At 67.8% G+C, this 20,717-nt stretch carries 15 protein-coding genes; 9 read left to right on the forward strand and 6 right to left on the reverse strand.

The window, feature by feature from the left end; translation table 11 throughout:
• Positions 1 to 70 precede the first annotated feature (70 nt).
• Complete coding sequence (locus tag QFZ46_RS06415; protein ID WP_307359558.1) at positions 71 to 1,387, reverse strand: HNH endonuclease signature motif containing protein; 1,317 nt, start codon at positions 1,385 to 1,387, stop codon at positions 71 to 73.
• 199 nt (positions 1,388 to 1,586) lie between these two features.
• On the opposite strand from QFZ46_RS06415, the gene QFZ46_RS06420 reads away from it, so the two are divergent.
• Positions 1,587 to 2,882 (forward strand): cytochrome P450, encoded by a 1,296-nt coding sequence (locus QFZ46_RS06420; protein ID WP_307359559.1) that lies wholly within the window; start codon positions 1,587 to 1,589, stop codon positions 2,880 to 2,882.
• Here the strand turns inward: QFZ46_RS06420 and QFZ46_RS06425 are convergent, their stop codons facing one another.
• A complete protein-coding gene (locus QFZ46_RS06425; RefSeq protein WP_307359561.1) occupies positions 2,883 to 4,457 on the reverse strand; it encodes a beta-N-acetylglucosaminidase domain-containing protein in 1,575 nt (524 codons plus the stop codon). It abuts the gene before it with no gap.
• A 49-nt stretch (positions 4,458 to 4,506) separates the two neighbouring features.
• On the opposite strand from QFZ46_RS06425, the gene QFZ46_RS06430 reads away from it, so the two are divergent.
• The 8 genes from QFZ46_RS06430 (at position 4,507) to QFZ46_RS06465 (ending at position 16,036) form a co-directional block, all read left to right on the forward strand.
• Positions 4,507 to 6,288 (forward strand): hypothetical protein, encoded by a 1,782-nt coding sequence (locus QFZ46_RS06430; protein WP_307359564.1) that lies wholly within the window; start codon positions 4,507 to 4,509, stop codon positions 6,286 to 6,288.
• Positions 6,285 to 8,132 carry an MBL fold metallo-hydrolase gene (locus QFZ46_RS06435; RefSeq protein ID WP_307359565.1) on the forward strand — a complete coding sequence of 616 codons (1,848 nt, stop codon included), beginning with the start codon at positions 6,285 to 6,287 and terminating at the stop codon, positions 8,130 to 8,132. The genes QFZ46_RS06430 and QFZ46_RS06435 overlap by 4 nt, the downstream gene beginning before the upstream one ends.
• Positions 8,129 to 9,157 (forward strand): LacI family DNA-binding transcriptional regulator, encoded by a 1,029-nt coding sequence (locus QFZ46_RS06440; protein WP_307359567.1) that lies wholly within the window; start codon positions 8,129 to 8,131, stop codon positions 9,155 to 9,157. The genes QFZ46_RS06435 and QFZ46_RS06440 overlap by 4 nt, the downstream gene beginning before the upstream one ends.
• A gap of 102 nt (positions 9,158 to 9,259) precedes the next feature.
• Positions 9,260 to 10,222: an ROK family protein gene (locus tag QFZ46_RS06445; RefSeq protein WP_307359570.1), complete on the forward strand. Its 963-nt coding sequence runs from the start codon at positions 9,260 to 9,262 to the stop codon at positions 10,220 to 10,222.
• Positions 10,215 to 10,793, forward strand: a complete 579-nt coding sequence (locus tag QFZ46_RS06450) for a D-sedoheptulose-7-phosphate isomerase (RefSeq protein ID WP_307359573.1) — start codon at positions 10,215 to 10,217, stop codon at positions 10,791 to 10,793. Before QFZ46_RS06445 ends, QFZ46_RS06450 begins: the two co-directional genes overlap by 8 nt.
• On the forward strand, positions 10,790 to 13,399 hold the full coding sequence (locus QFZ46_RS06455; RefSeq protein WP_307359575.1) for an alpha-mannosidase: 2,610 nt from the start codon (positions 10,790 to 10,792) through the stop codon (positions 13,397 to 13,399). Before QFZ46_RS06450 ends, QFZ46_RS06455 begins: the two co-directional genes overlap by 4 nt.
• On the forward strand, positions 13,396 to 15,261 hold the full coding sequence (locus QFZ46_RS06460) for a beta-L-arabinofuranosidase domain-containing protein (protein ID WP_307359577.1): 1,866 nt from the start codon (positions 13,396 to 13,398) through the stop codon (positions 15,259 to 15,261). The genes QFZ46_RS06455 and QFZ46_RS06460 overlap by 4 nt, the downstream gene beginning before the upstream one ends.
• A 79-nt stretch (positions 15,262 to 15,340) precedes the next feature.
• Positions 15,341 to 16,036: an alpha/beta fold hydrolase gene (locus QFZ46_RS06465; RefSeq protein WP_307359579.1), complete on the forward strand. Its 696-nt coding sequence runs from the start codon at positions 15,341 to 15,343 to the stop codon at positions 16,034 to 16,036.
• A gap of 26 nt (positions 16,037 to 16,062) precedes the next feature.
• On the opposite strand, the gene QFZ46_RS06470 is transcribed toward QFZ46_RS06465, so the two are convergent.
• The 4 genes from QFZ46_RS06470 to QFZ46_RS06485 form a co-directional block, all read right to left on the reverse strand.
• Complete coding sequence (locus QFZ46_RS06470; protein ID WP_307359580.1) at positions 16,063 to 17,097, reverse strand: Gfo/Idh/MocA family protein; 1,035 nt, start codon at positions 17,095 to 17,097, stop codon at positions 16,063 to 16,065.
• Positions 17,094 to 18,095: a Gfo/Idh/MocA family protein gene (locus QFZ46_RS06475; protein ID WP_307359581.1), complete on the reverse strand. Its 1,002-nt coding sequence runs from the start codon at positions 18,093 to 18,095 to the stop codon at positions 17,094 to 17,096. Before QFZ46_RS06475 ends, QFZ46_RS06470 begins: the two co-directional genes overlap by 4 nt.
• A gap of 173 nt (positions 18,096 to 18,268) precedes the next feature.
• Entirely contained in the window at positions 18,269 to 19,777 is a 1,509-nt protein-coding gene (locus tag QFZ46_RS06480) for an exo-alpha-sialidase (RefSeq protein ID WP_307359584.1), read from the reverse strand.
• 42 nt (positions 19,778 to 19,819) lie between these two features.
• Positions 19,820 to 20,686 carry a dihydrodipicolinate synthase family protein gene (locus tag QFZ46_RS06485; RefSeq protein WP_307359587.1) on the reverse strand — a complete coding sequence of 289 codons (867 nt, stop codon included), beginning with the start codon at positions 20,684 to 20,686 and terminating at the stop codon, positions 19,820 to 19,822.
• Positions 20,687 to 20,717: the final 31 nt, after the last annotated feature.

Here is a 20,717-nt window from a genome sequence, read left to right on the forward strand (position 1 = left end):
CAATTAGACCCATCCACCTAGGGGCGGGCGCTCAGGTTCGCCGTGCTCAGAGGGCCGTCGGCCGCAACGATCAGAAGGGTGCTTCGGATGGCATGCGGTCGGCGACGTCGTCGAGGGTGACGTATGTGGCGACGCCCGGTGGGCGATCGACGTAGATCCTGCCGGTGGGGCTGGTCCATTCCAGCACGCCACCGCCGAGTTGTCGCACCTTCCATGGCGTCTGATGCTTCGTCACATGATGTCGGCGGCAGAAATCGGCCAGATTGGCGACGGTCGTCGCACCACCGTGCGCATGATCGATCGTGTGATCGTCGTCGCACAGCCTTGCCACCAGTCGGCATCCGGGGAACCTGCAGCGCCGATCTCTGGCTCGCAGATACCGACGCATCTCGGACGAGGGGCGATATCTGTCGACTCCGAGCACCATCCCCGACGCCGGATGCGTGAAGACTCGATCGAAACCGGGAGCGTTGCCGACCAGGATCCGCGCGGTCGCAGGATCGACCGGGCCGACGCCCTCCAGATGCGCGGGAGAAGCGATCTCGTCAGGGTCGGTCAGGCTCAGCGCCGGGACCGTGATGTCGATGTGCGCGCGGATCTCTCCGAGCAGCCCGTCTTCGGTCTCATGCCCGGTAGGAGTGCCCGTGAGGATCAGATCGGCGAGCAGATCGAACCGCAGTTGATTCATCGACCTCTCGTCTGCGAAGTCATCCGCCACGGCATCCGCCGGAGCACCACCGCACTCCTTCGCGAGCCGCGCGTTCTCCGCCTTGACCTTCAGGCCCATCTGCGTCGCCCTGTCGTGCATGCCGTTGACGATCGCGCTCGGTCCGAACATCGTGAGTTCGCTCATGCCGTCGTCGCGCCCGCGCACCCACGCTCCGCGCTTCTCGCGCGCTTCGCGATGCCGCTCAGCGAACGAGGTCGCGCGGAAGAGCTCGGCCGTCTGCGCGGCGAACGGACGCAGCCTGTTCGGGGATTCGACCTCGGCGCGCGCGACCACAATCGCTTCGTAACGCGCCCTGTTCTCAGCATCCTCGATCTGCTCACCGGCATCCATGATGACCCGCACATGGACCTGCGAGATGTGACCCGCGGCGAACGATGCCGCCGTCACAGGAAAGCACTCCTGAAGCATTGCAGCGGCGCCTATGTGCGACTCGATCGTCCGATCGCTCAACCGCAGCGCGGAACCGATCTCGGTCGCGATCGCTCGCTGCGACATCTCCCGCGAATCGACAGAGTCGAACGGCTCATCATCAGCGATGCGCGAAGCCGTCGCCAACAGCGCCGACTTCGTCGCCATCAACTGGTTGATCGTCTGTTCCACCGACGAGAGCGTCGTGACGACGTCTTCGAGCAGCGCGTTCAGCACCGGAGAAGTCATCGTCGAAATGTTCATATATACATTGAACTACTGGCCTCAGACATTCGTTCATAGTTATGAGAATTGACACCACGGTTCTACTCAGATGTTCTGTGGGTTCTCATCAAGAGTTGACCCGATCGGACTCACTCATCTAGCACAAAGGATCGAACCGCGCTTCCCCCTGGAATTTCGGTTCTGCTTCCTGCACCGTTGCGGCATGAGCAATCTTCTTCGCGATGACTCGGTCTCCATCCTCACCCGCGGCTACGACTTCGGTGCGCATATCTGGCGCAGGGTGCAGGCAGGTGCGCGGTCGGCGCCCATGCGACTGCTCGGTGACGAGGCGATCCTCGTGCGCGGCGCGGAAGGCGTCGAGCTCTTCTACGACCAACGTCTCATCGGGCGCCACGGCGCCATGCCCGCGATCGTGCAGGAGACGCTCTTCGGACACGGATCGGTGCACAGCCTGGACAGTGAAGAGCACCACCATCGCAAGGCGACGTTCGTCGATGTCGCCTATGAGGACGCACAGGTCGAACGGCTGGCGCCGCTTCTCGATCGCGAGTGGCAGGGCGAACTAAGCGCCTGGGTCGATGGCACCAGCGACCGCTCCGCCTACGATGCGGCGGTCGGCGCGTTCGGAAGGTCGATCATGAGATGGGCGGGGCTGCCAGGCACTCCCGCCGCGAAGACGAGGTGGGCAGCGAGGCTCGCGCAGATCGTCGACGGCTTCGGGGCGCCCTACTCCCCCGGATTCGTGCTCGCCTGGCTGAACAGGGGCTGGTCGGACCGGCACGCCGAGAGACTTGTCGAGGCCGTTCGCGCGAGCACGCTCTCGGCCGAGGCCGGGACGGCGTTGTACGAGTGGTCTTGGCACCGGGACCGCGATGGCGCACTGCTGCCGGCCCGCCTCGCGGGCATCGAGCTGCAGAACAGCATCCGCCCGATGATCGCTGTCGCGCGCTTCGTCGCATTCGCCGCGAAAGAGCTGCACGATCGTCCCGAATGGCGCACGCGCATCGCAGACGAAACCGCAGAACGCGGCACGCTGGTCGGCGGAATTCTCGCCACCGCGTTCGCCCAGGAGGTCCGCCGCACCTCACCTTTCGTGCCGATGCTGCCGGGATGGGCCCTCGAAGATGTCGAACTGGACGGCGAGCGCGTGCCGGCGGGCGGGCGCGTGGTGCTCGACATCCTCGGAACGAACACGGATGCTCGATCCTGGGCGTCACCGGACGACTTCAACCCCGACCGGTTCGTGGACGTCGAAGACTATGAGGCGCTGAAGGTGTTCATCCCGCATGGTGGCGCAGATGTCGAGACGGGACATCGCTGCCCGGGCGAGAAGCTGGCGATCACGGGGCTCACCGCGGCCATCGCTGCCATGAGCGATCCTCGTGTGACGATCTCCGGTGAGGGACTCGACGTGAATCGTCGGCGTCTGCCGACCAAGCCCGCCTCCGGCGGCCGGGTGCGAGCCGCTGGGGCAACATCGCGGTGCCCTTTCCACTAGTCAGACGCTGGAGCGCTTGAGCACCTGACGCACGAACTCCGGAATCACATCGACACCGACCTTGGCCTTGTGCGCCTCGGCCCGTGCCAGCGCCGCCGCGGTGTCCGTGGCTGTGGATCCGGCATGTCCCTCGTGCAGGTCCAGCGCGATCAGGCCTGCCGCCGCCATGTCCACCGCAGCACGCAGCCACGGCTCCAATGAGCGAGCCGGCTCCGCCGATGTGTCGACGTCCGCGAGCGCCCGCCACTGCTCCAGACGCATCCGCAGTTCGGCCGCGTTCGAAGCCGATTCGAGCGCCCGATCCGCCGCATCAGCGAGCGACTGGTCCATCGGCGCCGACGGCGGCCACGACGACAGCGTCCGCACCAGCGGTGCGAGCGCGTCGGCCCGGGGTCCGGCGACCACCTGCAGCGCGGCCTTCGCGGATCGTGCGGCAACGTAGCCGGCGGGGTTCCAGGCCCAGTCGGCGAACGACGCGATACCGAACCCACCCGGCACATACTCGACCATCGGGTTCGACCACGCGCCGTGCAGGACTGACCCGGCGACCTCCGTCGTGCGTCCAAGCAGCGGCCCGAGGAACGCACGCCCTCGGTCGAAGTCGTTCACCGGGAAGTTGTCCCACAGAAGCAGCCGATCACCGAAGACCTCGGCCGCGGCATCGATGTCCTGCCGGGTGATCTCGCCCACGACGATGTCGGCGCCCGTCCACCAGACCAGCACGCTATCGGGCAGTCCAGCGGCGAACGCGGTGCGATACTCCGACGCCGCCGTCCCGGCATAGTCCATCGGCACCACCAGAAGGTGTCCGTCGGAGAGGTGCGAGCCCACAGCATCCTGGAACCGTCTGATCGTGAGAGCGTGTGCCTCACCCAGTGCAGCGTCGTCCTCCCCGAACCGCGCCTTGTCACGCTCGTGCACGGGCGTCGGCGGCACGTCATCGAAGAGCAGGGCTACGTCGGGGATACCGGCATCGAGCAGTTGCCGCGCCTTGCTCGCGAGAAGCTCATGCTCAGCATCGTCCGCAAACACCATCGATCCCGCTGGATGCAATGCCACCACAACGTCGACGCCATGCTTCGCCCCTTCTTCGGCAAGGTCGACGAGCCTCGTCAGGTCCTCCGAAGGGTACGGCTCGCGCCACCGCTCGCGGTGGAACGGATCATCCTTCGGCGCGTACACGTAGGAGTTGAGCTTCAACCGCCCCGCGAAAGCCACCGCAGCGAGACGCTCGGCGTGCGACCACGGCTCGCCGTAGAAACCCTCGATGATCCCTCGCCGCGCGAGCACCGGCGCATCGTCGATCGCAATGTCCGGCACCTGTCCATCGTGAAGTCGCGCGAGTTCATCCAACGTGACTCTGGCGTACCGGAATCCACGCGCGTCAGCGGCGCGCACGGTGGCACGGCCGCCCCGCACCTCGACGTGATACCCCTCGGGCGCGACGCCCGGCTGCGGCACTTCGACGAGGTCGGAGAGCACCGCTGCCAGTGCGCGACCACCGCCGTGCACTTCACCTCGCTGCGGCCGGGGGATCAACGGGAGGTCGAGGAGTTCGGTGTCGTCATCGCGCACAGTGGCACGCTACTCGATCCTGGGAACGTTGTCATATAACCTGGGGTGCATGAGTTCTGCTCCCTCGCTGACGAGCGATCCTGATCGCTGCACGATCAAGGGAGAGACCTACTCCCTCTCCTGGCGAACCGGGGCGAACGGGATCACCCGCTCGCCCTACTTCGAATTCTCCGGCGCCGACAGCGACCGGTGGATGCGGCTGAGCGCGCTGTCGAGCGCACACACACGTACCGCGCGCGACGAGGCCATGCAGATCGCTGAGCCGCAGGTGCGCACCGAGCCGGATGCGATCGTAGTCACCGTGCACACGGAATCGCCCGTCTGGCAGGAGCACGATCTCGAACTGCGCTGCACGGCGGACTCGGTCGAGATCACGATGCTCGTCACGGGTGGCGGCGAACTCACCGACGTCACGATCCTCGGCGGCGACGGCATCCTGCCGACCGGCGCGGCCGGCACCTTCCGCTCCGGTTTCGATGCGCGCTCCCTCTATGTGCCGAGCCCGACCGAACCCGTCGCCTTCGTGCGCCCGATCTGGTCGGCCGCGTCACTAGGGGTGGTGGGCGACGCCGACCCCGGCCGACTGAACGGCATCTTCTCCCCGCCCCCGCTTCTGCTGGCATTCGGCCGCTCACCCGCCACCGATGCGTTCACCCCCGGCGAAGGCCCTTGGCTCGCTGCGTGGCTGCGCGCGCCAGTGGAACTGCTGCGATTCACTGCCATGCGCTTCGATCCGGTCGACGATGGCGCACTGCTGCACCTGGCGTTCGAAGGCCACACTCCGGTCGACGGCACGTGGCGCTCTCCGACCGTCGTGCTTCGTCCGGTCGCCGCCCCTGCAGCCGCGCTGGCGGAGTACCGCGCCGACCTCTTCGACACCGGATGCGCACCTGCCCCGGCGAAGCACGTGCGACCGTGGTGGCTCGAGCCGATCTTCTGCGGCTGGGGTGCGCAGGTCGCCCGCGGTGGCGCACCGGCACCCGATCTGTGCCGGCAGGAGATCTACGACGACTTCCTCGGCACACTCCACGCCGCATCACTCGATCCGGGGACCATCGTCATCGACGACCGGTGGCAGAAGCAGTACGGCACGGCGGAACCGGACACCGACGCCTGGCCCGACATGCGCGGCTGGATCGCCAGACAGCACGCCGGGGGGCGGCGCGTGCTGCTCTGGTGGAAGGCATGGGACCCGGCCGGACTCCCCGCCGACGAGTGCGTGACGGATGCCGCAGGCAGACCCATCGCGGTCGACCCTGGCAGCCCCGCCTACCTCGCACGGCTCGACGCGATCGTCGAGCGCCTGCTGTCGGCCGACGGGCTCGACGCCGACGGTTTCAAGGTCGACTTCACGCAGCGCACACCAAGCGGAACCATGCTGCGCTCGGCTCCCGACAGCGACGGCGTCTGGGGGATCGCGGCGCTGCACCGGCTCGTCGGACGCCTGCACACGGCCGCCACCGGCATCAAGGACGACGCCCTGATCATCACGCACACCGTGCATCCGGCGTTCGGCGACATCTCCGACATGATCCGCACCAACGACGTGCTCGAGCACGACACCACCGGCGAGCCGGTCTCGGTCGCAGCCCAGCTGCGCGCGCGGCACGAGATCGTCGCGGCGACGCTTCCGGAGCATCCGGTCGACACGGACCAGTGGCCGATGCCGAACCGTGAGGAGTGGCTCGACTACGCCAGGTCGCAGGGGCAGTACGGTGTTCCTGCGCTCTACTACCTGGAGCGCGTCGGTGAGAGCGACGAGCCGATCGACATCGAGCATCTCGCCGAAGTGGGCCGGCTGTGGGATCGGTATCGGGAGACGCTGAGATGACGGCGACGGAGATCGCACGGGGCGTGTGGCGGATCGCTGACACCTGTCACGTCTACCTCCTTGTCGATCCCGATGCCCCGGATGTCGAACGCGACGCCGTCGCCATCGACTTCGGTTCCGGCCTCGCGCTCGAGCACCTCGACGAACTCGGCATCCGCCGCATCACGGATGTGCTCATGACCCACCATCATCGCGATCAGGGCCAAGGCCTCCCTCTGGCAGTCGAGCACGGCGCGCGCATCCACGTACCGCCGGTGGAGCGCGAGTTGTTCGACAGCGTCGAGACGATGTGGGAGGGCCGCCCGCTCGACAACGACTACAACCTGCGTCAGGACCGCTTCTCCCTGCTCAGTTCGGTGCCGGTGCATGCCGTCGTGCCCGAGTACCGAGACCTGAATGTCTCAGGCGTCAGCCTGCGCGTCATCCCCACGCCCGGCCACACGATCGGCTCCGTGAGCTACCTGCTCGCACGCGACGGCGATGTCATCGCCTTCACGGGCGACCTCATCTACGCGCCGGGCAAGGTGTGGTCGCTCGCGGCGACGCAGTGGTCGTACACGCAGAACGAGGGTCCGGGGATGACGGTGCTCAGTGCGCGGATGCTGGCCCGCGAGGGCGTCACGCACCTCGCGCCCTCGCACGGCGAGCTGATGGAGGAGGCGCCGACAGCGCTCGATCGCCTCGCGGAGACGATGCAGGAATACGTCGACTCACGGCGCTCCTACCCCTGGGATCTGCTCGCGCGTCTAGACGACCCGTATGTCGCGCTCTCGCCCCATCTGCTCATGAATCGCACGTCGATGTCGTGCTCCTACGTCGTGCTGTCCGAGACGGGTGAGGCCCTGATCATCGACTACGGATACGACATGACGACCGGCCTCGTCCCCAGCCAGGAGCGCGCAGCCCGCCGGCCGTGGCTCGCATCACTGCCCGCCCTTCGTCGCAACCACGGCGTGACACGCATCACCGTCGCCCTGCCGACCCACTATCACGACGACCACATCGCCGGCATGCCGCTGCTGCGCGACGTCGAGGGCACCGAGCTGTGGATCCCCGAGAACGTGGCACCGACCATGGCCGACCCCTGGCTCGAGGATCTGCCGTGCCAGTGGTACGACCCGATCACCGCCGACCGGGTGCTGCCGCTCGATGAACCCTTCACCTGGAACGAGTACACGTTCACCGCGCATGCGCAGCCGGGACATACGCTCTACGCCGTGGCGTACTCACTGGAGATCGACGACCTCGTCGTCGTCTTCACCGGCGACCAGCAGGAGGGCCTGGGAGGCCGCGACGGCCGTCGGGACATCATGAACTACCAGTACCGGAACCTGTTCCGCCTGGGCGACTACTCCCGAAGCGCCGCGCTGTACCGCCGCCTCGGGCCAGGCTTGATGGCGAGTGGCCACTGGGAGCCGCGCTGGGTGGATGCGGCGTACCTCGACTATCTCGATGAGTCGGGGCGACTCGTCGACGATCTGCACGAGCGACTGCTGCCGCTCGAGGAGATCTCGATAGGCCCGGACGGACAGGCGGCACGCATCACGCCCTACCGCGGAGAAGCTGTGGTCGGCACCGAGATCGAGTACTCGGTGCGCGTGCGCAACCCCCTGGGCGAGCGGGCAGCGACCAGGGTCCGGATGGTGTTGCCGGTAGGCTGGCGCTCGTCCCGGTCCGAGATCGATCTCGACCTCGGACCCAGCGAGGAGGCATCCGTGCAACTTACCGTGACACCGTCCTCGGCGGGCAGGCGGCAGCGCCTCGCGATCGACGTCACGATCGGATCGCTGCGCCTCGGCCAGCACGCGGAGGCCCTGCTCGACGTGCGGGATGCCCACGCATGAGCGAGCAGCGACGTCAGCCGGTGGTTCGCCCGACCATCAGAGAGGTCGCCTCCGCGGCCGGCGTCTCGCGGTCCACCGCATCACGTGCACTCTCCGGCAACGGCTACGCGGCGCCTGAGGTGCGCGAGCGCGTGCAAGCCGTCGCGAAGGAGATCGGCTACGTCGTCGATGTGACCGCGCGCAGCCTCAAACAGCGCACCAGCCGCTCGGTCGGCCTGCTCGTCTCGGACCTGCGCAACGTCTTCTACGCGGAGCTCGCCTCGGGCATCGGTGAAGAGGCACGGGCGCACGGGCGCACCGTGGTGCTCGTCGATCTCCGGGGAGACGAGAAGGATGAACTCGCCGCCGCCGAGACGCTCGTCGGCTCGCGGGTCTCCGGTGTCATCGCCACTCCCGTCACCGCTCAGCTCAGTGAGTACCTCGGCAGGATCGGCGTGCCGCTGATCGAGGTCGACCGGCGCTTCGACGCCGAGGCGACCGACGCGGTCGTCGTCGACAACCGCGCCGCGGCGCGCGACACGACCACGAGGCTGCTCAAGGCGGGCCACCAGCGCATCGCGCTGCTTATCGACGAGACCGAGTGGACGACCGGTGAAGAGCGCCAGCGCGGCTACATCGACGCCTTCGAGGCGCGGAAGGTGCGCCTCGACGAGTCGCTCATCGTGCAGGCAGGATGGGATGCCGACGAGGCGAAGGACGCCGCACTGCGGATCCTCTCCCGACCCGACCGGCCCACGGCGGTCTTCGCCGCGAACAACGTGCTCGCCGAGGGATCCTGGCGCGCGGCATCCGAACTCGGACTCCGCATCCCCGAGGACGTGAGTATCGCCGGCTTCGACGAGGCCCCGTGGATGAGCATGGTGCATCCCGGCGTCTCCACCAGGGTGCAGGATCCCGGCGCGCTCGGCGCCGCCGCGCTTCGTGCACTGCTCGAGCGCATCGAGTCGCCGGACGCCCCGGTGCGAACGATCGTGATGCCCACCGTGTTCGTCGATCGCGGTTCGATCGCGGCGCCTCCGGGATAGGGCGAAACACCTGATCGCTGTTGCGGCGATTGATCGCATTGCTATGATGTGGGAACGATGTCACATTGTGCGCAGAACATGTCGCACAGGCCGGAGGAATGAATGGCAACGCAACGGGGCGTGCTCGCGCTCGATATCGGCGGGACCAAGATCGCCGTGGCGATGGTGACTCCCGACGGTCGCACCCACGCCTTCCTTTCAGAGCCGACCGAGAAGCACCGAGGACCGGATGCTGTCATCGCGCACCTGTTCGACATGGGAAGGCGCAGCATCGCGGACGCCGGCCTCGGACAGCCGCTCGCCGTCGGCATCAGCTGCGGCGGTCCGCTCGATGCGGCCGCCGGCGTGCTCACCCACCCGCTGCATCTGCCCGGCTGGATCGACATCCCGATCGTCTCGATGGCTCAGCACGAGTTCGGAGTGCCGGCCGTGGTGGAGAACGACGCGACGGCCGCTGTGCTCGGCGAACACCGCTTCGGCGCGGCGCAAGGCACCGACATCGCCCTGTACCTCACGCTCTCGACCGGCGTCGGAGGCGGATCGATCATCGACGGCCGGTTGCATCGCGGCGCCGCAGGCAACGGCGGCGAGTTCGGCCACATCACCGTACGGCCCGGCGGTCGCGACTGCTTGTGCGGCCGCCGCGGCTGTCTCGAGGCCTACGCCTCCGGCAGCTCCATCGCTGCACGCGCCGCTGACCTGCTCGCGGCATCCGATCGCGACTCATCGCTGCGCGAGCTGCCGGTGGTGCGCGCCGAGCATGTCTCCGCCGCGGCCGCGGCCGGCGATCCGCTCGCCGGTGAACTGTGGAGCGAGACCACCGACCTGCTCGGGCAGGCGGTCACCGACCTCGTGAACCTCTTCGAACCGCACGTCGTCGTCCTCGGCGGCGGCGTGACCCGCTCCGGCGCGCAGCTGCTGGATCCTGTGCGCCACATCGTGCGCACGACCGCCATGGCGCCGGCAGCACGCGCGACAGTGACCCTCGCCGCCCTCGGCGACGAGGTCTGTGTCGTCGGCGCCGGAGTCCTCGCCCTCGACCTCATGGAGACCACCCGTGTCTGATTGGCTCGACAACCAGCTCACCGCACACATCCGCACCGCCGAAGGCGCAGAAGCACTGCTCCCGAGAGTTCGCGAGGTGGGCGACATGCTCATCGACGCGTTCGAGCGCGGCGGCACCCTCTACACGTTCGGCAACGGCGGCAGCGCCGCCGACGCTCAGCATTTCACGGGCGAGGTCATCGGGCACTACCGGCGAGACCGGCGGCCGCTGCCCGCCGTGACACTGACGACGGATGCCACGGTGTCGACCTGCATCGCCAACGACTACGCCTTCGAGGAGATCTTCTCGCGTCAAGTGGAGGCTCTCGCTCATCCGGCCGACGTGGTCGCCGCCTTCACCACATCGGGGCGTTCGGAGAACATCGTTCGCGGACTCACCGCCGCCCGGGCCAACGGCGCCACCACGCTGCTCTTCGCCGGCGGCGACGGCGGTCCGTCGCTGGGCCTGGCAGATTATGCGCTCCTCGCGCCCTCCGATGAGACCCCGCGGATCCAGGAGCTGCACACCTTCCTTCTGCACGCGCTTTCCGAGATCCTGGATGCCTGGGCAGCCGGAGAGGACCTTTCGTGAGCACGCCAGCCGAACGCGCGCCGATCGAACGCGCACCGATCGCGAACGCCCCCTCCGGCGAGCAGCCCGGCGACCTCACCCCGGCGGCTCGCCCTGTCGCGACGCCGGATCGCACGCTGCACATGATCGGCAACGCGCACCTCGACCCGGTATGGCTGTGGCCGTGGCAGGAGGGCTACCAGGAGGCGCGCGCCACCTTCGCGAGCGCACTCGACCGGATGGACGAGTACCCCGACTTCATCTTCACGTGCGATCAGATCGTGCTGCTGTCATGGGTCGAAGAGCAGGATCCGCAGATGTTCGCACGCATCGCCCTGCGCGTCGCCGAGGGGCGCTGGGTCAACGTCGGCGGCTGGTGGGTCGAACCGGACTGCAACATGCCCATGGGCGAGTCGTTCGCGCGCCAGGGCCTCTACGGTCAGCGCTATCTGCAGTCCCGGTTCGGGAAGATCTCGACGGTCGGCATGAACGTCGACCCGTTCGGGCACAGCGCGAGCCTGCCGCAGATCCTGCAGGGCCACCGGATCGACTCGTACTGCTTCATGCGCCCCGGCCCGCACGAAGGCGACCTCGAGGAGACCCTCTTCCACTGGGAGTCCGCCGACGGCTCCCGGGTGCTCGCCTACCGCATCCCCTTCGAGTACTGCAGCCCGCCCGGAGACGTCTCCGGTCAGACCGAAAAGGCTCTCGGCCAGCTGGACCGCACTCTCGGAGAAATGATGGTCTTCTACGGTGTCGGCAATCACGGCGGCGGGCCGACGAAGGCCAACATCGACTCGATCCACCGTTATGACCGGATGGGAACCTTCGGGAGGATGGCGATGTCGTCACCGCGCGTGTACTTCGACGAGATGCTCAGCCGAGGCGAGGGCTTCCTCGACAACCTGGTCGTCCGCCGCGACGACCTGCAGCACCACGCGCCAGGCTGCTACTCGGCGCACTCGGGCATCAAGGCGTGGCAGCGCAGGGCGCAGCACGCTGTGCTCTCCGCCGAGCGCTGGGCCGCGGTCGATGTGGTCCTCGGCGCCGAGGACTACCCGCGCGAGGACCTCGAGCGCGCGTGGAAGCAGATCCTCTTCAACCAGTTCCACGACATCCTTCCTGGGTCGGCGATCGAGCCCTCGTACGATGATGCCCGCGATCAGCTCGGCGAAGCCGTCGCCATCGCAAAACGCATCATCACCCGCGCGCACAACCGGATCGCGCGCCGGATCGACATCCCGATGGATGCCGCGACGCAGCCGATCGTCGTGTTCAACCCGCATCCGTGGCCAGTCTCCACCGACGTCGATTTCCAGTTCGGCGTGCAGCCGCACGGCGTCAGAGTGGTGGATCATGGCGGTGTCGAGGTGTTCTCGCAGGCGACGCAGTCGTCCGCGACCACCGGCGACCGCGGTCGCGGCGCTGTCACGTTCCGCGCCGACGTGCCGGCGTTCGGGTATGCGGTGTACCGGCTGCTCCCCGGGCCCGCGATCCCGCAGACCTCTTCGCTGTCCGTCTCAGCTGACGGCACCGTCATCGAGAACGCGCACCTCCGAGTCGAACTCGACCCCCGCACCGGCGATGTCATCGCGTTGCGCGACAAGGCGACCGGACTCGACCCGCTGCACGGCACGAAGGGACAGCCGCGCACGGCAGTCTGCGACGACCCGACCGACACGTGGGGCCACCGCGTGATCTCGTACGCGTGGCCAGGTGCCGCGATGACGCTCGACCGCATCGTGGTGCGCGAGACCGGTCCGCTCCGTTCGCGCGTGCGCGTCGAGCGATCCTGGGGTGCGAGCACGCTCATCGAGGAGTATCTCCTCGACCACGATGCGCGCGAAGTCAGAGTCGATGTCACGATCGACTGGCGGGAGAAGGCTCATCTGCTCAAGCTCCGCTTCCCGGTCGGGCTCGACGACCCGTCCGCCACCTACGAGATCCCCTACGGCACGATCGAGCGGCCGGTCGACGGCGCTGAGGAACCGGCCCAGTCGTGGGTCGACCTCACCGGAACCGTCGACGGCGCCCCCGCCGGTCTGACCGTCGTGGCCACCACCAAGCACGGCTGGGACGTCTCACCGGCCGGATCCGCCGGGCTCGAGACCTCGAGCATCGGCATCACCGCCGTGCGCAGCCCGGTGTACTCGTGGCACGATCCGCGCCTGCTCGACCCCGAGGGGATCTACTCCTTCCAGGACCAGGGCATTCAGCGCTTCAGCCTTGAGCTCATCCCGCACGCGGGCGACTGGCGCACCTCGCAACCCACTCGACGCGCGGCGGTGCTCGGCGCACCGGTACGCGCGCAGCAGGAGTCGTTCCATTCCGGCGACCTTCCGGCGCGCAACAACTTCGCCGACGACGGATCGGATGCCGTGATGATCACGGCGATCAAGGGCAGTGAAGACGTCCCGGATGCTGGCGCTGCCGACATCATCGTGCGTGCCGTCGAGACCACGGGGCGGGCCACGAGCGCCCGGCTGGAACTGCCGTTCGTCGATCGCGCGATCGAGGGCGAGTTCCGGCCGCACCAGGTGCGCACATTCCGCGTTCCGCTCGATCCGGATGCCGACATCGTCGAGGTCGACCTGCTGGAATGGCCACTGGGAGAGCAGCCGGAGTGAGCGCTCCCGATCCGGGTCGCCCGCTGACCGCCCGAATCCTCGAGGCCGAGGTCCTGGACGCCGATCCGGCGCTGTTCCGGATCGACGTGCACACCGACGGCGAGATCCGTCGCGTCCGCGTCCGATACCTGGGCACGAGCCCCATGGCGGCGGCAGTGCGCCTGTCGGTCAGGATCGCGGATGCTGTGGAGCCGTGGTGGCTGATCCCCGGACTGTTCTACGGCGACAACCGGCCAGCGGGGAATGACCGGCCGTATCCTCGGTTCGAAGCACACCCCGCCGCCGATGCCGATCCGTTCGTCAGCGACGAGTGGCACTTCCGCTCCGACCGTGCGGCGACCCCTGCCGTGTTCGTCTGGCCGGATCGTGCACGCCACGGCGTCGCGCTGTCGGCTGCGCCCGTGACCGCTCTCGGTCTCACCGGTCTCGGCTTCGCCCTGCACGGCGGCGACGCCGTTCTCAGCGTGACCTTCCCGGCCCGCGAGTTCCCCGTCACGTACTACGGCGATGCGGCGCCGCGCGAGCCCGAGGTGCTGCATCACGTCTTCGAGGCCGGCGCGACCGTCGAGATCGTCGTGCGCGTGCATGAACTCTCGGATGATCGTCACGACTACGCGCGCGTCCTGCGCGAGCTGCATGCGGCATCCGCGCCATCCGCTCCACTTCGCCCATGGGTGGACGTTCCGAGCGCCGCCGCACTGAGCGCGGAGGGTCTGCACCGATGGCACTACGACCCCGATCCCGGAGTGCTGCTGGAGACGGTGGGCTTCGACCGTGAGGTGTCAGGCCGCGACGGAAAGTCCGTCGACCGGCATGCGATGCATGTCGGGTGGGTCTCCGGCATCCCCTGGGCCTATGCGATGCTGCGACATGCGGCCCGCGCCGATGATTCCGCTCTGCGACAGGCTGCGGAGAGCGTGATCGACTTCTGCACAGCAGAGCTGTCGCCGAGCGGCACGTTCTGGGGCGTCTGGTACCGCGGGAGCGGCTGGACGCAGAGCTGGACCTCGCACCGCCAGGGCCTGCACGGCCGCACGCTCGGCGAGGCGACGCAGTTCCTCGTGCGTGCGGTGTCGCTGACCGAACGCGACGATTGGCGGCGCGCCGCGGCATCCAACCTCGACGCCGTCGTGACGCGTCAGCGCGCAGACGGCAATCTCGGCAGCATCCACCATGCGGAGACCGGCGAGGTCCTGGTGTGGGACGGATCGGCTGGACTCGCGTGGGTCGGCGCGCTGGCCGAGGCCGCAGAGTGGGACGAGAGGTATCTTCCCGCGGCCGTGCGCGCAGGCGACTGGTACGCGCGGCTGGTGCTCGACGAGGATCTGCACGGTGCGCCGGAGGACGTCGATCTCGCCGGCACCAGCGAAGACGGCTACGTCGCCGTGATGGCGTATGTGGCGCTGTACGACGCGACCGGCGAATCCCGCTGGCTCGATCTCGCTCGACGCGCGGCCGACTTCGCGCTGTCGTTCCGCTACACGTACGACGTCGACTTTCCTGCGACGTCGATGCTCGGGATCTTCGACTTCGGCACTCGAGGTTCCGACCAGGCGTCGCCGTCCAACCAGCACCTGCATGCCTACGGGCTCGTGATGACGCGCGAGATGCTGCGGCTGGCAGAGGTGACGGGCGACGCGCACTTTCGCGAGCGCGCGCTGGAGTCCCTCGCATGCTTCCGGCAGTTCGTCGCACGCTTCGACGGCGACTTCAACGCGTACCGCGGCATGGTCACCGAGCGCTACTACCAGACCGAGTGCTTCCAGCCGAAGGGCATGCTGCTCACCCTGTCGCACGCCTGGAGCGCCGGCGTACTGCTGCTCGGCTGCGAGGACGCGATCGCGGCCGGCGAAGCGGACTGACGGGAACGCTTCGCTGTCAAGCCCCTCGGCGCGCCTTCTTCTCCTGTGCAGGATGATGATCGACCCCGAAGGAGGCGTGATGGACGTCATTCTGGTGCCTGGTTTGTGGCTCGACAGCTCGTCGTGGCAGGAGGTGTCCGACCGACTCAGAGAAGCGGGTCATGTGCCCCACCCTCTGACGCTGCGCGGCCTGACCTCTCGCACCGCCGACCGCTCCGGCGTGATGCTCGCCGACCACGTCGCGCTCATCGTGAACACGATCGACCAGATGGGCGGCCCCGTGGCGCTGGTCGGCCACGCCGAGGCGTGCGGTCTGGTGCATGCTGCCGCCAACCGCCGCCCCGATCGGGTCGCGCGTACGTTCCACGTCGGTGGCCTGCCCAGCGCCGACGGCACCTACGTCCTCACCGGCTTCGCCGCCGACTCCCACCACGACACGGCCGACATTGCTCGGCGTTGCGCGGTCGACGACGCCCTCGCGGCGCTGCGCGAGCGCCAGCGCACGGGCGACGGACAGGGCATCGACACCTCGCAGCGGCTGACCGATGATCGGCGCTACGACGTACCGGCGACGGTGATCGCCTCGGAATACACCTCTGAGGATGTGCGTCGGTGGATGACGGAACCCGCCGATCCGGCCACTGAGCTGGCGCGCATCCGCGATGTCACCCTGGTCGATCTGCCGGCTGGCCATTGGCCGCAGTTCGAACGCAGCGCGGATCTCACCCGCATCATCGTCGACGCCCTCGCGGATGATGCGCGCTCGGCCGCCTGAGCGGCGCGGCGCCGACACGCGAGGCTTCAGGCGGTGCGCACGCGTGCCGCGTTGTGCACCGCGGTGATCGACCTGCTCCCGGCCGACTCGTAGGCGGCGAGGATGACGCCGAGCACATCGATTCCCTCGACGTGCGTCTGGATCGGACGGCGTGCCTCGCGCAGGCATTCGGCGAAATGCGCCACCTCGGCGGCGAGCTCGTGCACCAGCTCGAAGGCCACGGTCACCGGCTCCTCACCACGCACTCGGGATACGAGCGTCGTGCCGTCAGAGCTCAGCGACCCCTTCTCGCCGACCAGCGAGAACTTCTCAGTGCCGACAGCCGGCTGGTAGGCCCAGCTCGTGGTCACATGGCCGACCACGCCGTTGTCGTAGCGCACGAGCACCTGAGCCGAATCCTCACCCTCCATGAAGTCCAAGCGATGACGCGAGAGCATCGCACCGACTTCGACGGGGGTGCCGCCCGCGAGGTGCTGCAGCAGGTAGAGCGGGTGATAGCCGGTGTCGATGAGCTCACCGCCGCCCGCCGTTGCGGCATGCGCACGCCAGCCCATGCTCTCGATCGTGAAGTCGTTGTAGAAGCTGTCGGTCGTGCGCACCTCGTACACGCGGCCGAGTGCCCCGCTGTCCACGAGCTTCTTCGCCGCGGCGACCGCCGGCAGGAACAACTGGTTGTGCGCGCACATGACAGTCACCCCGTTGCGCTCGACCGCCTCTGTGATGGCTGCTGCTTCGTCGAGCGTCAGGCACAGCGGCTTCTCGCAGAGCACATGCAGCCCGGCATCCGCCGCCGCGATCACGGCCTCGGCATGCAGGTGATGCGGAAGGCAGATGTCGACGGCATCCAGCCCGCCGGCCGCGATCATGTCGCGATAGTCCGCGTACACGCGCACATCCGAGTCGTCGCCTCGGCGCTTCTCGGCGTTCTCGGGCACGGGGTCGGCGACCGCTGCGAACACGACGGTCTCGGGGTTGAGCCGGTACCCGGCGACGTGCGCGCCGGCTATGCCTCCGGCCCCGATGAGCCCGATCCGGATTCTGTCTTCAGCGGGTTTCGTCATGCGTGCCCTTTCTGTTCGACGACGGCCGTGCCGGACGCCGCTGCGGCGTTGGCCGCCACCACGAAACGCGTGAGATCGATCGCGGCCTGATGGTTGTCGGAGGTGTCAGCCCCACCGCGAATCGCATCCACCCAGAGATCGAACGGAGTCGCCGCGCCGGAGTCGAGAGGTACCGGCGTCCAGTCATCGCCGAACCGCCCGCCCTTCCCGATCAGCTCTTCACGCCCGAAGCCGAACAGCAGCGAGGCTTCTGTTCCGCGAAGCTCCAGCGCGAAGGCACCGGGGGTCGTGACGAAGCTCGCCTCGGCGACCCCCAGGGCACCGTCGGCATAGCGGGCGACGACCACGGCGTTGTCTTCGACGGCGCGATCGGTGACGTTCCCGTACGATGCGACGATTGTGCTGGGGCGCGCGCCGAGAAAGCGCTGCACGAGGTAAGCGGGGTGGCATCCGAGGTCGGCGAATGCGCCGCCGAGCGCAGCGATCGGGTCGGCGAAGCGCTCGGGCAGCCAGCCGCCGAGCCAGCCGTCATGCGCCATGCGCACGCGCGCGTACGTCACGTCGCCGAGCGCGCCGTCGTCGATCAGACCGGATGCTGTCGTGATCAGCGGTTCGGAGAGCCTAGGTAACGAGACGACGAGTGCGACACCGTTTGCGCGGGCTGCGGCGACGAGCTCCTCCGACTCGGACACGGTCGGGGCGAGCAGCTTCTCCGTGAAGACGTGCTTGCCCGCAGCGATGGCCCGCTCGATCACGTCGGTGTGTTCGTTGGTCGCGGTCGTCACGGTGATGGCGTCGACATCTGGACGGGCCAGTAGCGCATCGAGGCTGTCCGTCTGCCCCTTCCCCCACCGCTTCGCGCCGTCGCTGCCCCGATCGCGGTCCTCATCCCACATGGCGACGAGCCGTGTACCGGGGTGCTCGCTGACCTCCCGCGCGTAGTCGTCCGCATGGACATGCCAGAACCCGGCGACTCCGACGCCGATGGTGTCAGTCAACGGTGCACTCCTTCGTGTGTCTGTGCCGCTCGCATGCACACCGAACTGCAGGTGCGACCGGGTGGATTGTGGCAACGTTACCACACGTGCCGGCGATCATCCGCGACACGTGACCGTCAGGAGAACCATGCAGCCCGGCGCGCTCAGCGGAGGAGCCGGGCTGCACGTCGTGGTCAGTGCTTGCCGGTCACCGTCACCCAGTCCGAAGGTACGGAGCTTTCACCGGAGCCGTACGCATTCACGGCGGTCACCGTCACGCTGTAACGCCCAGGGCGCACCCCCGCGAGTGTCGTCGACATCGCATCGCCGGCGACTTCGACCGTCGACGTCCGCCCGGATCGCGAGGTCGCCTCGATCACGTAGCCACTGATCTCCGCGTCCCCGGAGTCTGCCGGCGCTGTCCAGCTGACGCTGAGAGAGCCCCCACCCCCTTCGACTGCGGGGCGTTCCGCAGCACTCGGAACGTCACGCATCGAGATGTCGTCCAGCGGCACGCGTGTGTACTCGACGTCCTCCTTGTTCGTGCCGTACGAAACGTAGAGGTACTCGCCCCAGACGACGCTCTTCTGATAGCTGTAGCCGAGGTTCTTCGACTTCCCCTCGTACCGCAGCGGCTGGAGGTCCTCCGAGTCCCGCAGCACGAAGCCGTCGGTGAAGCTCTCTCCGTCGGCGCTCAGCACGACCACGAGCGGATGGCGCGTCTTCGTTCCGGTAAGGCTTCCCGCCAGGTAGGCGGTGCCGTCCGGAAGGTTGCCCGCGCTCTGCTTGGTACGAGAATCTGGGATGTCCGTCACTGCCGACCGTGACCACGTCTCACCGTCATCCTCGCTGACCGCTGCCAGCTTGAACATGCTGCTGCCGCCCTGGTCGCGGAACGTCATCACGACGTCTCCGTCTTCCTGGACATGCCAGCTCGGTTCGAGCTCCCGCGACATCTCGCCAGGCAGGTACTCCTGATTCTCGAACTCGCCCTGCGTCCAACCGGTCACTCCGAGCGGATCATCCGTGTAGTAGGGCTTTACCTGCAGGCCCGGCTGCACATGGAAGGCGGTGAGGACGCGACCGCTCGGCAGAGCTTTCACATCCTGTTCGATGATGCCGAGAACCGGCTCGCCGTTCTGGTCCGTGACAGGTGCAGGATCCGTCCAGTTGATGCCATCGGTGCTCGACACATACAGCGTGTACCCGCCACGAGGCGAAAGGTCGGCCGGCCACACGTTGAGGTAGGCGACGAGCGTCTCCCCGTCCGTCCACCAGCCGCCGTTCGAGGTGTACCCATCCGTCCTCGGCGCAGTCAGATCGAGCGGATCAGACCAGTTGTCTCCGTTCTGGTCGCTGACGCTGTAGCGGACGATGGTCTCCGGCGCGTCCTCGTCCCGCTCGGAGCTCTGCCACTGCGCGTACAGCTTGCCTTTGAAGGGCATCAGCACCGTGCCGTGATTGAACTTCAAGTCGTCATCCCCGGGAGAAAAGATGGTGACAGTCTCGGCATTCTCGGCCTGCGGCAACCCGAGGGCATTGAGGTCGCTCGTGTCGATGAGACCGTCGATGACCGCGACGGGAGGTTCCTCCACATCGGCCATGGCCGGACCCGCCGCAAGTGCAGCGACCAGCACGGCCGTGCCGAATAGAGCTCCGGCGGCGATGGATCGCCGCCGAGATGGGACTACTGAGGGCAACATTGCTTCTCCTTCGTCTCGCGGCGCCGATGAGGCGCCGCTTCTTCAATGGAATCGCGGCAGCGCACGTTCCAGGCGCGCGAGTACCGCAGCATCCGGCTCGGGGATCGGCATGCGCCGCCCGCCGACCGGACGTCCGGCGAGTCGGTGGACAGAACGCATCCGCGCAGGGGATCCGCTCACCGCCTCGACGACTTCGTCGATGTCTGTCTGTAGTTCAGCAACTCGTTCCCCGTCACCGTCGAGCAGCGCTTCGCGCATCGCGGTGAACGGACGGGCGAAAGCCGAGGCCACGCCGGAGATCACACCGTCGGCGCCTGCGAGCCCAGCACGGGCGAAGTCGCCGTCCGAGCCGGTGTAGATGCGAAATCCATCGGGGAGCCGCTCGCGGAACGATGAGATGAGCTCGAGCGATTCCCCGCTGACCTTCACCCCGACGACACCGGTCAGCTCGGCGAGCCGGACGATGAGCTCCTCATCGACCGGAATGCCGGTTCGTGCTTCGAACATGTAGACGTAGACATCGAGTCCTGCTGCTTCGTCAACCACTTCGCTGAAGAAGTCGAAGACCTCTTCAGGCGGAGCGGGGAGGTAGTACGGCGTGAGCACCGCGATCTCCGTTGCTCCTGCCGCGCGCGCACCGCTGATTAGTTGCGACACCTCGTACCTGCTCGCCGCCCCGACGTGCACGATCACGCGCATACCTCGCAGCGCCTCAACGGACAGCGCCGCTACAGCATTGCGCTCCTCTATCGAAAGCGCCGGGAACTCTCCGGTGGTGCCGAGGACGAGCGCCCCCTGCACCGCTGATCCTGCGACGTACTCGAGAATCGCTCGGCTGCCGGCGAGGTCGAGCGCGCCGCTCTCGTCGAAGGCGAGAGGGACGGCGGTGATGATGTCGTGCGATGGCATGCGTGAGTGTTTCTTTTCGAGAACTGGCAGG

It is taken from the genome of Microbacterium murale (assembly GCF_030815955.1).
GTDB lineage: Bacteria > Actinomycetota > Actinomycetes > Actinomycetales > Microbacteriaceae > Microbacterium > Microbacterium murale_A.